The sequence below is a fragment of the Ensifer sp. GW101-20A05 genome (assembly GCF_059424735.1).
Map to the genome: position 1 here is coordinate 79,789 of NZ_JBWKZT010000011.1, position 15,085 is coordinate 94,873.

At 62.8% G+C, this 15,085-nt stretch carries 14 protein-coding genes; 9 read left to right on the forward strand and 5 right to left on the reverse strand.

What is annotated here, in order from left to right; translation table 11 throughout:
• Positions 1 to 81: 81 nt before the first annotated feature.
• The 9 genes from AC070A_RS24070 (at position 82) to AC070A_RS24110 (ending at position 10,736) form a co-directional block, all read left to right on the forward strand.
• Complete coding sequence (locus AC070A_RS24070; RefSeq protein ID WP_112994695.1) at positions 82 to 1,698, forward strand: GumC family protein; 1,617 nt, start codon at positions 82 to 84, stop codon at positions 1,696 to 1,698.
• Positions 1,699 to 1,711: 13 nt separating this feature from the next.
• Entirely contained in the window at positions 1,712 to 3,040 is a 1,329-nt protein-coding gene (locus AC070A_RS24075; RefSeq protein WP_112994694.1) for an O-antigen ligase family protein, read from the forward strand.
• Positions 3,033 to 3,794 carry a polysaccharide deacetylase family protein gene (locus AC070A_RS24080; protein WP_057251512.1) on the forward strand — a complete coding sequence of 254 codons (762 nt, stop codon included), beginning with the start codon at positions 3,033 to 3,035 and terminating at the stop codon, positions 3,792 to 3,794. Before AC070A_RS24075 ends, AC070A_RS24080 begins: the two co-directional genes overlap by 8 nt.
• Positions 3,795 to 3,803: 9 nt before the next feature.
• A complete protein-coding gene (locus tag AC070A_RS24085; RefSeq protein ID WP_112994693.1) occupies positions 3,804 to 5,063 on the forward strand; it encodes a glycosyltransferase family 4 protein in 1,260 nt (419 codons plus the stop codon).
• A gap of 325 nt (positions 5,064 to 5,388) precedes the next feature.
• Positions 5,389 to 6,489, forward strand: coding sequence for a glycosyltransferase family 4 protein (locus tag AC070A_RS24090; protein ID WP_492384398.1), 1,101 nt, complete (start codon positions 5,389 to 5,391; stop codon positions 6,487 to 6,489).
• Between the two features lie 139 nt (positions 6,490 to 6,628).
• Positions 6,629 to 6,991, forward strand: coding sequence for a VanZ family protein (locus tag AC070A_RS24095; protein WP_057251514.1), 363 nt, complete (start codon positions 6,629 to 6,631; stop codon positions 6,989 to 6,991).
• Between the two features lie 81 nt (positions 6,992 to 7,072).
• The gene (locus AC070A_RS24100; protein ID WP_057251515.1) at positions 7,073 to 8,071 is read left to right on the forward strand and encodes a glycosyltransferase family 2 protein; all 999 of its coding nucleotides are present in this window, start codon (positions 7,073 to 7,075) and stop codon (positions 8,069 to 8,071) included.
• Between the two features lie 53 nt (positions 8,072 to 8,124).
• Positions 8,125 to 10,236: a glycoside hydrolase gene (locus tag AC070A_RS24105; RefSeq protein ID WP_492383884.1), complete on the forward strand. Its 2,112-nt coding sequence runs from the start codon at positions 8,125 to 8,127 to the stop codon at positions 10,234 to 10,236.
• Between the two features lie 80 nt (positions 10,237 to 10,316).
• Positions 10,317 to 10,736: a CBS domain-containing protein gene (locus AC070A_RS24110; protein WP_057251516.1), complete on the forward strand. Its 420-nt coding sequence runs from the start codon at positions 10,317 to 10,319 to the stop codon at positions 10,734 to 10,736.
• A 73-nt stretch (positions 10,737 to 10,809) separates the two neighbouring features.
• On the opposite strand, the gene AC070A_RS24115 is transcribed toward AC070A_RS24110, so the two are convergent.
• From AC070A_RS24115 to AC070A_RS24135, 5 genes are all read right to left on the reverse strand, one after another.
• Positions 10,810 to 11,517: an OmpW/AlkL family protein gene (locus AC070A_RS24115; RefSeq protein ID WP_063891513.1), complete on the reverse strand. Its 708-nt coding sequence runs from the start codon at positions 11,515 to 11,517 to the stop codon at positions 10,810 to 10,812.
• A gap of 192 nt (positions 11,518 to 11,709) precedes the next feature.
• Complete coding sequence (locus AC070A_RS24120; RefSeq protein WP_057251517.1) at positions 11,710 to 12,456, reverse strand: ABC transporter ATP-binding protein; 747 nt, start codon at positions 12,454 to 12,456, stop codon at positions 11,710 to 11,712.
• Entirely contained in the window at positions 12,453 to 13,262 is an 810-nt protein-coding gene (locus AC070A_RS24125; RefSeq protein ID WP_057251518.1) for an ATP-binding cassette domain-containing protein, read from the reverse strand. The genes AC070A_RS24120 and AC070A_RS24125 overlap by 4 nt, the downstream gene beginning before the upstream one ends.
• Entirely contained in the window at positions 13,259 to 14,110 is an 852-nt protein-coding gene (locus AC070A_RS24130) for an ABC transporter permease (protein ID WP_112994687.1), read from the reverse strand. Before AC070A_RS24130 ends, AC070A_RS24125 begins: the two co-directional genes overlap by 4 nt.
• Entirely contained in the window at positions 14,107 to 15,072 is a 966-nt protein-coding gene (locus AC070A_RS24135) for an ABC transporter permease (protein ID WP_057251520.1), read from the reverse strand. The genes AC070A_RS24130 and AC070A_RS24135 overlap by 4 nt, the downstream gene beginning before the upstream one ends.
• Between the last annotated feature and the right edge of the window lie 13 nt (positions 15,073 to 15,085).

Genomic DNA, 15,085 nt, shown 5'->3' on the forward strand with positions numbered 1-15,085 from the left:
CTACAACCTTAATTCTGCGATAGATGGCGGCTCGCGGGGTCACGATCTTCGCGTCTTGATGGGCGTGCGTGAGGGATGCTTATGTACAGGCCGGACGAGGCCGAAAAACGGAGGCCCAGCCAGCAGGCGCACGATCAGCGTGCACCGGCCGCGAGAGGCTCGTTGCTCGATCTGCTGTCGTCTGACTTGCCGGAATCGGAGCAGGTGGCCGAGAAGTATGTAAACGCCCGGCCGCAACCCAATGAACCCTCGGAAGTATCAAGGCGCCAAGTCAAGGCCGCTGCGTCACCCCCACCGGTGCGTCGCGACAGCTATCTCCCCGGATTGAACGAACTCGGCAACATTGGCGTCGATGATATCATCGGCTGGCTGCGCGACGGGCTCCTCTGGATCGTCGTCGCAGTGATGCTCTGTGTGGCCGCCGCGTTTGCCTATGCGATGACGGCGACGCCGCGCTACAATGTCTACACCGACATCGTTGTCGACCCCTCCAATCTGAATGTCGTCAGCGATGACGTTTTCACCTCCAACCCGCAGCGCGACGCGCAGTTGCTGGAAGTCGAAAGCAAGCTTCGCATTCTCACGTCGCGCAACGTGCTGTCGCGTGTGATCGACCTGTTGCACCTTGCCGAGGATCCGGAGTTCGTGAAGCCCTCGGCCTTCGGTTCGCTGAAGAGCCTCTTTTCGACGAAGGCGGAGCAGCAGGCAGGAAATGAACTTGCCGCGATGCGAGCGCTATCGGAGCGCGTCGAAGCCCGGCGCGAGGAGCGCTCCTTCGTCGTGGTCATGAAGGTCTGGAGCGAGGAGGCGGCGAAGGCGGTGACACTGTCCAACACGATCGTCGCGGCCTTTGAGCAGGAGCTGTTTCAATCTGCCGCCGAGAGCGCCGGCCGTGTTGCCCAGAACCTCAATGCGCGCCTCGATGAATTGCGCCACAATGTCACCGAGGCTGAACGCGCCGTCGAGGATTTCCGCCGCAAGAATGGTCTGCAGTCGACCAATGACGGCCAGCTCGTCAGCAATCAGCTTTCGAACGAACTGAACACGCAGGTTCTCGACGCCCAGCAGCGCTTCATCCAGGCGGATACGCGCTATCGGCAGATGAACGATGCTATCGCTCAGGGCCGAATCGCGAGCGCCTCGGAGTTCGAATCCGTCAACATGACGAACCTGCGCGAGCAGTACAACGTGCTGCAGCAGCAGATCGCCTCGATGCAGCGCACCTATGGCGAGCGTCACCCCCGTCTCGTCAATGCCCGGTCCGAGCGCACGACGCTGGAAGGCGCTATGACCGACGAAGCGCGCCGCATTCTCGATCGTGCCAAGGCGGACATGGGTCGCGAGCAGCAGGCGTTTGCTGCCCTGCGGGCCAAGGCGAGCGACGAGAAGTCCAACGTGTTTTCCGACAACGAGGCTCAGGTGCAACTTCGGGATCTCGAGAGAGATGCCCGCGCCAAGGCCACCATCTACGAGACCCACCTGGCGCGCGCCCAGCAGATCACCGAGCGCCAGCAGATCGACACGACCAATGTCCGCGTGATCTCGCGCGCGCTGCCGCCGAATGCGCGGAGCTGGCCGCCGCGGACATTGATCCTGCTCGCGGGAGGCGTAATCTTCGGTCTCGCACTTGGTATCGGCCTGGCCCTGACGCTAGGGCTCTGGCGTTTCCTGCGCGGACGCCGGCTCGCAGTGGCCTGAGAAGGGGGACGGCATGACGAGCGCCGTCTATCGCGAGGAGAGCCCGGCGGACCTGCTCCGCGTCCGTATAGGAACCGTGCTCTTCATGGCGACGTTCCTGTTTTTCTGGATAACGACCACGCCCTTTATCGACCTGACCGGGGCGGCGGTGCTGGATCCTTCGGCCGGCAACTCCAATCGGTTGAACCAGATCGTATCGCTTGCACTCTTCGCGGCCATGTTGGCCTATGGGCTGGCGCACCCGATGCGGGGCATCATCCTGCAGCCGCGGCCATTGCTGGCCGTGCTCTACATCTGGTTCCTGTTCGTCTCGGCCATATCGGCCTATCCGATGTTCGGCATCAAGGGGACCGTGCTCGCCGTAATGGTGACGATCAATGCCAGCATTTACCTGCTGCTGCCCGCTTCGGAGCGACATTTCGCCAAGATGCTCGGTATCGGCACCCTGTTCATGCTGGCGGTCGCCTATTACGGGATTCTCTTCAAGCCGACCCTGGCGATCCACCAGGCCTCCGAACTGCGCGAACCGATGAACGCCGGCCTTTGGCGTGGTCATTTCCCCCACAAGAACAGCGCTGCGGCGGCCATGGTGATTGCCGCCTTCTTTGGCCTCTTCGTCATGAACGTCTGGTCACGACTGGCTGGGCTGGTTATCGTCGTTTTATCGTTCAACTTCCTGCTCCACACGGGCGGCAAGACTTCGACCGCCATGCTGCCGGCGATCGTGCTGCTTGCCTGGGTTTTTGAGCGGTTCCGCTTCCTGCGCATCCCGATCGTTATCGGCGGGGTCGGTCTGTTCAATCTCTTCGCCGTCGGCTCCGCGGTGTTCAAGCCACTCAGCGACTTCGTCACCGAGCTTGGCATCGATGCGACCTTTACCAATCGCGCCGATATCTGGCGCTTCGCCTTCACGGCGCTCGCCGAACAACCAATCACCGGCTATGGCTTCAAGGCTTTCTGGCAGACGTCGGAACTGGTCAACAGCGGCGGCTCGATCGAGACCTGGGCTGTGGCGGCCGCAAATGGTCACAACTCCTATCTCGATATCGCCCTGACGACGGGTTTTCCCGGATTGTTGCTGACGGTGATCTGGCTTTTGGTTCTGCCTCTCCGCAACATCGCGCGCCTGGCACCGGCCGTGGAGCATTCGCATCTGACCCGGCTTTACATCCGCGTCTGGCTCTACACGATCTTCAACGCCGGCCTCGAAAGCCTGTTTTTCGAGGGCGGCAACCTGCTGTGGTTCACATTCCTCTTTTCCCTTTACGGCCTGCACCTTCAATCGCGCGCGGTTCTTTCGGTGGCCCCGCAGCAGGTAAAATCCGGAGCCGTCTATGCCTGATCTCCTGCAAACCGTCGACGGCCTTGTCGATCGCGTCGCCAACCGGTTGATCTGGCGCTTCGCGGCCAAGCCGCGCGACGTTGTGACCGATGTGCCACTCGTTTCCTTCACCTTCGATGACGTGCCGGATACTGCGCTTCATAACGGTGCCGCGATCCTCGAGCGCCACGGTGCGCGGGGAACGTTCTACATCGCCGGCGGATTGGCTGATCGAGTCGAAGCTGATCGCACTCTGATCTCAGCGGAGGGATGCGCCGATCTCGCCGACCGCGGCCACGAAGTCGGCTGCCATACCTTTTCACATAGCAAGATCAGGCGCCTGGGTGCCGCCGGTCTTGCTCGGGATCTCGACCGCAATACCGATTATCTGAAGCGCAGCGGTGTCGGGGCGGCAGCGACGAATTTCGCCTTTCCCTACAATGCCGCCTGGCCGCTGTCGCGCCGGGAACTGGGTCGGCGCTACCGCACCTGCCGCGCCGCTGGCGAAAGCATCAACCGCACCGCCGTCGACCCGTTGATGCTGAAGGCAGTAGAGATCCGACAGCCGGAAGCGGATGCGCGCGCACTGAGCGGTTGGATCGACGATGTGGTCGCCCGGCCCGGTTGGCTCGTGTTTTTCACCCACGACATCGCCGCGCGTCCGACGCCCTATGGCTGCACGCCGGAAACGTTGGAACACCTCGTCGAATACGCGGTCGCAAAGGGATGCGTGGTCCTGCCCGTCGAGCGGGTGCTCGACAGGCTTGGCTGGTAGGAGAGCGCCATGTCTGGCCAACGAAACGGCAACAACAGGCTGCTCGCCATCAACAACTACTTCTATCGCCGCGGCGGCGCCGAAGCGGTTTTCTTCGACCATATGAAGATGTTCGGCGATATCGGCTGGGACGTGGTGCCCTTCGCCATGGAGCATGAGGACAATAAGCCTTCGCCATGGTCCGACTATTTCGTCTCCGAGATCGAATATGGCCGGCGCACCAATCTGCTGCGCAAGGTCGTGCAGGCGGCGAGCGTGATCTACTCGCGCGAGGCGCAGCGCAATGTCGACCGGCTGATCCGGAGTGCCCGGCCCTCGATCGCCCATGCGCACAATGTCTATCATCATCTGTCGCCGGCGATCTTCTCGACGCTGAAGCAAGCCGGCATCCCTGTCGTCATGACGGCGCACGACCTGAAGCTTGCCTGCCCCTCCTACAAGATGCTGCGTGATGGCGCCGTCTGCGAGGACTGTCGCGGCGGGCACGTCTACAACGTGTTGCGCCACCGCTGCATCAAGGGAGAGGTGACGCTGAGCGCGGTGGTGCTGGCGGAAACGCTGGTCCACCGCGCGCTCGGTCTCTACCGCAACCAGGTGGACCGCATCGTCGTGCCGAGCAAGTTCTATGTCGACAAGTTGGTCGAGTGGGGATGGCCGCGGGAGTGCATGGTCCACATTCCGAACTTCGTCGACGTCGAGGACTATTCCGACCAATGGACAGAGGGCGACTACTTCGTCTTCGCCGGACGTCTGGCGCCGGAGAAGGGGTTGGGGACGTTGGTAAGAGCGGCGGCATCGTCGCGTCAGCGCCTGGTGATCGCCGGAACCGGGCCCGAGGAAGCGATGCTTCGCGAGCTGGTCGAGCAGACCGGGGCCGGTGTCACATTCGCCGGTTATCTCTCGGGCCAGGCCCTGCACCGTCTGATTGGGGAAGCACGCGCCCTGGTCCTGCCATCTGAATGGTACGAGAACGCACCGATCAGCGTGCTTGAAGCCTATGCGTTGGGACGACCAGTCATCGGCGCATCGATCGGCGGTATCCCCGAAATGATCCGGGAAGGTGAGACCGGGATGACGGCAAAACCCGGTGATGCTGACGATCTCGCACGGGTACTGACGCGGATGGCGGCGCTCCCTTCCTCCGAACGTGCGGCGATGGGGGCATCGGGCCGGCGTTGGGTCGCCAGTGAATTCTCCGCTGCCGCCTATCGAGACAGAACACTTGACCTCTATGCATCGCTCGGGGCGGGGGAGGGCCGGCGCCGTTAACCGTCGCGCGCAATTTGTAGTAATGTGGGCTCGCCGTATGGTTTCTGGTCAGTTATATAAGTGGTCAATGAAATATTTACTTGGTTGATAAGTATTTCGCCGTGAAATCCGGTACGGACAACCTTCGAGGCGACGCATGAGCAGTAACTCTGATGTCTCGCGAAGTCACCGCCAGCAGCCGGTGATTGCACAGGAGATCGCACAATCCGGGCTGTCCGAGGGACGCGCGCAGATGCCCCGGCGCGGCGCGGCTCTGTCTGGAAGGCAGCGGGCTCTGGCCGTCCAGAGTGGAGCTGTTGCCGCCAGAGGCGAGCGCAAGCGCGTGATGATGCTGGGTTTGCGCGGCATTCCGAACGTTCAGGGTGGTGTCGAGAAACACGTCGAAATGCTCGCCAGCAAACTTCTGGGCTACGGCTGGGATGTCGAGGTCGTCGGGCGTCGGCGCTATCTTCAGGAAAGCGACTGCTACGCCTGGAACGGGGTCGAGGTCATCCCTCTCTGGTCGCCGCGCCGCATGGCGCTGGAGGCGCTCGTTCACACCTTCCTCGGCGTATGTCTTGCCGCCTGGCGGCGACCGGACGTATTGCATATCCACGCCATCGGCCCGGCATTGATGACGCCGCTTGCACGCGTTTTCGGACTGAAGGTTGTCGTCACCCATCATGGCTACGACTACGACCGGCAGAAATGGGGCGCCTTTGCCAGGCGCACGCTGAAGCTCGGTGAGTTCTTCGGCATGCGGTTCTCGAATGGGCGTGTGGCGATATCGCAGGATATCGTCCAGACCATGCGCGCGCGCCACCATGTGTCGATGACGCTGGTCCCAAATGGTGTCGCGATTACGCTGCCCTCCGGCAACGCCGGTATCCTGCGTGAATTTGGCCTGGCGCCGCGATGCTACATCCTGCTCGCCGCACGATTGGTTCCGGAGAAGCGGCAGCTCGATCTCATCAGGGCCTTTGCGAAATGTGGGCTGACGGATGTTCGGCTCGTGATCGCCGGTGGCGCGGAGTTCGAGACACCCTATGTCCGAGAGATGAGAACCCTCGCCGCCGAGGTGCCGGGGGTGGTGCTTACCGGCTTCCAGTCCGGCGATAGACTGGCAGAACTCTTCGCCAATGCCGCCCTGTTCGTGCTGCCTTCAAGCCATGAGGGCATGCCGATCGCGCTGCTGGAGGCGATGGCCTACGGCCTGCCCTTGCTGGCAAGCGATATCATTCCCAACCGGGAACTGGACCTTGCGCCCGAAGAGTACTTTCCGCTGGGCGATATCGATGCGCTTGCAGCCGGCATCACCGCAAAGCTTGCTGCGCCACTCAGCGATGACGATGTGCGGGAGCGCGCGGCCCACGCGGAAGCTACCTACAGTTGGACAAACGTGGCGCAAAAGACTGCGGCGGTGTATAGCGCATTGCTGGCGAAATAGGCCGACGTTCGCGTCTGCCCGTGTCTTCGCCAATCAAGTACGACAGCGCGCCTTGCACGTTTGGACGGGCAGGCGGGCGCCGTCGTGGTCCGTTCGACGATTGCCGTGCCTTGCACGCCGCCTGGAAGACAAGCTGACAATGAACCTCAAACGCGCCGCCGGCCTTTTCGCATGGCTCCTTTTTGCCGTGATCGCCTATTCGACGATGTCTCCCCTCGAATTGCGTCCGCGCATCGGGCATCTCGTTCATCTCGAGCGGTTCGGCGCTTTCGGCCTGCTGGGGCTGCTGTTCGCGATCGCCTATCCGAAGCACCTCGTGCGTGTCTTGGTTCTCGTGCTTGCCACTGCGATCGGCTTCGAACTTTTGCAGATGATTTCGGCGGATCGCCATGCGCGGGCGGCTGATGTCGCCGTCAAGCTTCTCGGTGGTGTCTGCGGCGTCTTCGGCGGCTGGTTCCTCTTTCGCTATCGGTTGCCATTGCTGCGTTTGCTGGGGCGGTAAACCAAAACGCAAAATATCGCGGGTAAGATCGCCCGCGACTTGGGCGCGGTTGTCGACGCGCTGTTGATATGAGGAGAATGCGTGGCAGTATCCGTCATCATCAAGACGCTGAACGAAGAAAAGCGCATCGCCGCGAACATCGAGAGCGCGCTTGTCGCCCTCAAGACGGTCGGCGGTGAGGTCATCGTTGCCGATAGCGGTTCCTCCGATAGAACCATAGAGATTGCCTCCCGCTATCCGGTCGTCATCGCCCAGATCAGCCCGCCGGCGCTTCCAAGTTGCGGGATCGGTCCGCAGCTCGGTTTCCAGTATTCCCGCCACGAGCACATCTGCCTGCTCGATGGCGACATGCTTCTGGACAGCGATTTCCTTGAGGTTGCCGAGGTGTTCCTGGCCGACAATCCTAAGGTCGGCGGCGTCACCGGTCATGTCCAGGAGATGCTGACTTCCAACCTCGAATTTGCCCGGCGAGTAACGCGCAATGCGCCGGAGAACCGCATCGGCGCGATCGACCGCATGAACGGCGGCGGCCTGTATCGCCGCTCGGCGATCCAGGCGGTCGGTTACCTCTCCGATCGCAATCTCCACGGCTACGAGGAGTTCGACCTCGGTATCCGGCTGCGCAGTGCCGGCTGGAAGCTGCATCGCCTCGACCGCCGCTTCGTCCAGCATTTCGGCCACACGGACAATTCCTACCGGCTGCTCGTCCGCCGCTGGAAGAGTAAGTATCTGTTCGGCATTGGCGAGCTGCTGCGCGCATCGCTTGGCCGGCCCTATTTCCTGCAGCTCATCAGGGAGCTGCCGGAGCTCAAGCTCTGGGCTCTGGTTTATCTCTGGTGGGCGGTTTCGCTCGGCCTGCTGCTTTTCATGCCCAACAGGGCGCTCGCGCTCGGCGTGGTCCTTGCGATCCTCGCCGGCGTCGTCGGGCTCATGAGCCTGCGCAAGGGGGGCATCAGCATGGGGCTCTACACCGTCGTTGCCTGGTTCTTCCATGCGGCGGCCCTGCCGGTCGGCTTCTTCCGGGCGCGCCGGAAGCCTGATGCGCCAATCGAGAGCAAGCTGCTCGGGGCCCCGGCGTGATAGGGCGTCGGCTGTTCGCTGCTGCGGCAATGCTCCTCGCATTCGGTTCGCCCATGCGCGCATCGGATCAGTGGCTTCCCTTGCGCGAAGTCTCACTCGAACTAGAGGCTGGCAGCCCTCTCGACTTCTCATCTTTCCTGCCGAACGGGACGATCAATGCGGATCGTCGCCTGGTCGCAGGCACCAATGGCCGACTCGCGTTCGCGAGCTCGCCCGAAAAACCTGAAAGGATGCTCTGCGCGTCACTCGCCTGGAGCCCGGCGTCCGGCGGGTTTCCCGATCACGTAACGGCCGATCGCTACGCCCGGCAGTTGGCGATGCACGGCTACAATCTCGCTCGACTGCATTTCGTCGATGCCAGCCTGATGTTCGGCCGTGACCGGGATTTCGACTACGACCCCGAGACCCTCGACCGCATTCAGTATCTGCTGGCGGCGCTGAAGCGCAACGGCATCTACTGGATGGTCGATGGCCTCTCGTCGCTGCGCGGCGTCTATGGCGGCTTTGACGACCGTTGGGACGATGGAGGAAACCTCAAGCTCGAGCTGCTTGTGGATGACCGGGCGTTCGATCACTGGAAGCGCATGCAGGAAACGATCCTTGCGCGCGTGAACCCCTATACGGGCGTCGCGCCCATCCGCGACGATGCCCTGGCGGTCGTCATTCTCGCCAACGAGAACGGGATGGAGTTCGACGCTGTCGTGCACGATCGGCCGGGAAAAGCGCCTTACGATCCGTTGCTCGCCAAGCCCTTCAATGACTGGCTGGCGAAACGCTATGGCTCCACCGAAGCTTTGGCCAAGGCTTGGCCCGATCTTCGCTCCGATGAGACGATCGAGGCGAGATCGGTCGAGCTTCCCGCAGACCGCTACGGCGACAGCGCGCGTCTGCGGGATCTGCAGGCTTTCTTCATCGAGACGGAACGGGCCACAACCGCACGAATGAGCGAGGTGCTGCGCGGGCTTGGCTACCGCGGCCTGATCAGCAACTACAACAATTGGCCGACGATCCAGGCGTCGCTCAGCCGGCGCGACCTCGAAGCCGTGACCATGAATACCTATCACGACTGGGTCAGCGGCTACGCGCCGGGCAGCAAAACCACCCAGGCCAGCTCGATTGCCGACGGGGTGAACTATATCCGGATGATCGCCGCAGCGCGCTGGCTCGGCAGGCCCTTCGTGATCAGCGAATACGATCATCTCTTCTGGAACCGCTACCGCTTCGAGGCGGGGCTGGCGATGTCGGCCTATGCGGCGCTCCAAGGCTGGGATGCGCTTTGCCGCCATGGTCACGGCCCGATCGTTCTTACCTATGGCGAGCCCTTCGCACACAAGAAGGCAATGCTTCCCTATGCGATCGCCCTCGATCCCGTCGCCCGTGCCGGCGAGACGCTGGCAGCGTTGCTTTACCGCCGCGGGGACGTTGCGACATCGGACGTAACCGTCCCGTTTGCCGTGCGTGGTGAAGAGGATCTATCTGACGACATGCAGGCGCGGGAGCCGGAATATCTGACCGACCTCGCGCTCGTCGGGAGGATCGGACTTGAGGACGTAAAGGATCTCGACAAAACACCTGCCGTACTGCAACCACGTCAGCAAAACAACGAAGCGCTGCTCGAAAGCCTGCGCCAAAGCGGCGCGCTTCCGGCGGACAATGGCACGAACATCGATGCCGGCATCTATCAGAGCAGCACAGGCGAGATCGTGCTGAACCGTTTTGCCGGGCAATTGCGCGTTGCAACGACCGCGACCGAAGCAGCAGCCTTCTCGTCGCTACGCGAGCCTATCGATCTCGGGGTCCTGAGCATCGACGGGGCCGACGGCAATGGGCTGATCGCGGTCTCGGCCCTCGATGCGGAAGCATCCCTGAGCAAGAGCCGCCGTTTCCTCTTGATCTTTGCGACCGATGCGCAGAACACCGGCATGACATTTCGCGACACCGAAGAGAAGGTGATCGAGGATTTCGGGCGGTTGCCCGTCCGGATCCGGGAAGGCTATGTGGATCTTTCGCTGGAGCGAAGCGCTGCGAGCTGGAGCGTCTCGCCTGTTGGTCTCGATGGGACTGTGCATGCGCCCGTCGTGAAGGGGAAGGGCGCCGTCGCCTTCCGTCTCTCAAACAAACTTCCCTCCGGTCCGACGACCTATTTCCTTCTCGAGCTGCAATAGAAATCGTCTGTCGCCAGTGGATCAATGAATGGCCACGATGTCAGCTTATTCTCCGCCGCTTTCAAGCACAGGAGGGTACGATGAAAATATCGGAAGCCATGCATCCCGGCGCTCGCTGGATCTCTCCCGAAACAGATATCAAGACGATCGCACGCATCATGCGGGACGAGGATATTGGGGCCTTGCCCGTCGGCGAAAACGACCGCCTGATCGGCATGGTCACGGATCGCGACATCGCCTTGCGTGCCTTTGCCAATGGGCGCGATCCCGCTTCGATGACGGCACGCGACTTGATGACCAGGGATATTGTTTACTGCCGCACCGGTGAGACGATCGAACACGCCGTCCACCTGATGGAGGCGAAACAGGTCCGGCGTCTGCCTGTAATCGACGAGGACAAGCGCATGGTCGGCATGCTGTCACTGGGCGACATATCCCATGCCAGCAGCCGGCAGTTGTCAGGTGAACTTGCGCGGGCAGTCACGGCTCATCACCTCTAACATCCTGCCTCTCTACAGTTGCGGCGTCTACTACGGCGCCGCAAACGGTTTCTCGCGTCGCTCCGCGAACGGATCAGAAGCGGTAACTGATGCCCGTGCCGATCAGCCAGGGGTCGAGTTTGACCTTGCCGCTGACCGCACCGGCACCGGGCAGCGTCGCGTTGACCTCAGGCTCAAGGAACAACTTCTTGACGTCGAAGTTCAGACCCCAATGGTCGTCGAGCTTGATGTCGACGCCCGCCTGCAGCGCCACGCCGAAGGTGTTCTTCATGTTGAAGCTCGAGAAATCGCCCCGGGGCTTCTCGTTGTAGAACATCGTGTAGTTCACGCCAGCGCCGACATAGGGCTTGATCTCGTCGGTGACGTTGAAGTGGTACTGCAATGTCAGCGTCGGCGGCAGCAGCCACGCCTTGCCGATTTCGCCGAGACCGGAGATCGAGCCGCTGCCGCGCGCCGTGTGCGGCGTCGTGCCGAGGACCAGTTCAGCCGCGATGTTGTCGGTGAAGAAGTAGGTGATGTCGAGTTCCGGCACGACGGAATTGCTGACGCCGACCTTTTCGCCATCAAGCGCTGTGCCATTCAGGGAGAGCGAGGCTTTGTCGTCGGGCAGGACGGCCAGCGCGCGGGCGCGGATCATCCATCGGCCCGGCTCGCTGGCGAGAGGCATTTCCGGTGCCGCGACCGCGCTCGGCTCGGAGAGATCTGCCGCCGTCGCGATCGCGAGCGGCGCCGCGAGTACGGCAAAGACGACGGCAGATGGCAAGATGGCGCGAGTAGGCATGATTTCCGGACCCCCAGAAGAAATTGAACATCGCCGGTCAGGGCGTTCGGCCACAGGGTATCTGCGGCCGGCGGCACTATGCTCACGAAGTGCGTCTCAGGGGTTGTCCTGGATCAATGCGGCCACGAATCACCAAGTCCTTGGGGGTAAAGGCGGATTCGTCCGGACCCAAGAACTTCGTGCAATCCCTTGTCAGGCAGGCATGCGCGGAATGCTGGCAAGCAACCGCTGCGTATAGGGGTGCTTGGGTACAGCCAAAATGTCGCGGGTCTTGCCGCTCTCGACCACCTTGCCCCGTTCCAGGATGATCATTTCTTCACAAAGGGCGGCAACGACGCCGAGATCGTGGGAGACGAACACCAGCGTCAGTTTTTCCGAAAGCGTCTTAAAGAGCTCGACGATGCGGATGCGGGTCGAAAGATCGAGCGCACTGACCGCTTCGTCGGCGAGCACGATCTGCGGACGGGCGACGATCGCACGGGCAATAGCGATGCGCTGGCGCTGGCCGCCCGAGAATTCGTGCGGATAGCGGCGCATCGCGTCAAGGGGCAGGCCTACCGCTTCGAGCGCTTCGGCGACCGTCTGCGTGCGATCGCCCGGGATCCGCAACGACCTGAGCGGCTCGCCGATGATGTCGATCACCCGCTGGCGCGGGTCGAGGGACGAATAGGGATCCTGGAAGACCGGCTGCACCGCGCGTCGATAGCGCTGCATGAAGGCACTGTTTCCAGTATCGAGGCTCTCCTCGCCGAAGCGAATGACGCCGCTGGTCGGGCGAATGAGCCCGAGCATCAGCCGCAGAAGCGTCGTCTTGCCGGACCCGGATTCGCCGACGAGGCCGACGCTGACACCGGGGCGGACAGACAGCGAGACGTCGTTGAGCGTGGTCTGCTCGCGGGAATAGCCGAAGCTGACGTTTTGAAGATCGAGCATCATCATCCGGTTGCCCCGAGCGCTTCGTCGAACAGGCGGGCCGCTTCAACCAGGGTTTTGGTGTAGTCGTGTTGCGGGTTGCCGAAGACCGCCTTGACGGGCCCTTCTTCGACAGCAACGCCGTTCTTCAGCACGATCACGCGCTCCACCACCTGGGCAACGACGGGCAGGTCGTGGCTGATGAACAAAAGCGCCATGCCGGTCTCGCGCACCAATTGATCCAATAGCTTGAGGATTTCCGCCTGCGTCGTGACGTCGAGTGCGGTCGTCGGCTCGTCGGCAATCAAGAGCTTCGGGCGGCAGGCGAGCGCCATGGCGATGGCGACGCGCTGGCGCTGGCCGCCCGACACTTCGTGCGGATAGGAGTTGATGATGCGTTCCGGCTGCGGCAGCGCCACCTTGTCGATGAGGTCGCGGACTTCGCGCTGGACGACATCCTTCGATGTCTTGCCGCTCTCCCGCTCCAGTCGGCGGCGAACCGGTTCGGCGATCTGCCGGCCGATCTTCATCAGCGGGTCGAGTGCTGTCAGCGGTTCCTGAAAGACGACGGCGGCGGCAGCGCCGCGCAGACGGTTCATGACGCTGTCGGTGGCGCCGACCACCTGCTGGCTGTCAAGCTCGATCGAACCGCTTACGCCGATCGACACGGGCAGCAGGCCGGTCGCAGCCATGGCGGTCATCGACTTGCCTGAGCCGGACTCGCCGATCAGTCCGATGCGCTCGCCCGGCCGGATCGAGAAGGAGAGATCGGATACCAGCGGCTTATCGCCGGCGCGAATGTGGAGGCCCTGGATGTTGAGAAGCGCTGTCATCGCGATCTCCCGCGTGTCGGATCGCCGATGTCGCGCAGGCCGTCGGCGAGAAGGTTCATGCCGATGACAAGGGCGACCAGGGCGATGCCGGGAGCAATCGCGCCGATCGGCGCCGTATAGACGGTGCCCTGCGCTTCCTGCAGCAGCCGTCCCCAGGAGGCGTTTGGCGGCGGTGCGCCGAGACCAAGATAGGAGAGCGACGCCTCGGCGATGACGGCAAGGCCGAACTGCAAAGCGAAATTGACCGAGAGCGTCGGCCAGATATTGGGAAGCACGTGGCGAAAAACGACGCCGGCCCAAGAGGTTCCCGATGTTCGCGAGGCGACGATATAGTCCTGGCGCAGTACCCGTTTGGCGAGGATGCGGGTCAGTCGAGCGACGATTGCGGAGATCGCGAGGCCAAGGGCCAGGATTGCCGTCCACAGACTGGCGCTGTCGCTTGCCGCGACCACCAACATGGCCAGAAGCAGGGTCGGGAAGGCGATCAGGATATCGAGCGTCGCGGCCATCACGTCGTCGGCAAGGCGTGTTGCAAAGGCGGCGAGAACGCCGAGACTGACGCCGACCGTCGCGCCGATCGCAACGGCGCCGGTGCCGACAAGAAGCGCCGTTCGCGCACCGATCATCAGTTGCGTGAGCAGGTCGCGCCCCAGCCGGTCGGTCCCGAGCCAGTGCAGGAGCGATGGCGCTTCCAGTCGGCCACCGGAGGCGTTCAAAGGATCGTACGGCGTCCAGAACAGCGTGAGCAGGGCGACGAGCAGATTGATGCCGACGAGCGCGAGCCCGAGGGTGAGGGCAAGAGAGTGCCGTTGCTCCCGTCTGGATACCGACGTCTCGACCGGGCTCATGCGCTGCCTCCAACGGCGCGCTCGCGCAGGCGCGGATCGATCAGCCGCTGGGTAAGATCGGCGCCAAAGCCGATCAGCAGCACCAGTAGCGTCGAGATGAACAGCACGCCCTGGACGTTGGGATAGTCACGCTGCTCGATCGCGAGCAGCAGCATCGAGCCGAGACCCGGCAGCGCGAAGACACGCTCGATGACGACGGCGCCGAGCAGGGTCGTGGCAAGCTCGATGCCGAGAATGGAGACGATCGGCACGGCGCCGTTGCGGATGCCGTGGCGAACAAGCGCTTCAGGAAAGCTGGCGCCGAGGGCGCGCGCGGTGCGCAGGTAATCGCTGCCGAGAACATCCTGTGTCGCCGAACGCACGTAGCGCAGCAGCGATGCGCCCATGACGAGCCCGATCGTCAGAACAGGCAGCGCCAGCGCATAGAGCACCTGTCCCTCATTCTGCCAGCCGCGGCGGGGAAAGCCGCCTGATGGAAACAGCCGGAAGGTGACGGCAAAGACAGTGACGAGCAGGATGCCGACCCAGAAGACCGGAATGGCGATACCGAGCTGCGAGACCGTCGAGATCAATCCGCCATACCAGCGGTCGGCCTTGACGGCCGAGAGAATGCCGAGCGGCACCGCGATCAGAATGGACAGCAGGAAGCCCATCAGCGCCAGCGGTACGGTGACCGTCAGCCGCGCGGCGATCTCCTCGATCACGGGCTTGCCACTGACGAAGGAGGTGCCGAGATCGAAGCGGGCGAGGCTGCCGGCAAAACGAAGGAACTGCTGCCAGAGCGGCAGGTTCGAGCCGACCTGCTCGCGAGCCTTTTCGATCTGCGCGGCATCGGCGCCGACGGACAGAAGCGCATTGGCCGGGTCGCCGGGGAGCAGGCGCAACAACACGAACAGCACCACCGCCGCGATCAGCAGCGACAGGATGAGGATGGCAAAGCGGCGGACGAGATAGGTGAGAATGGCTGCATTCCTT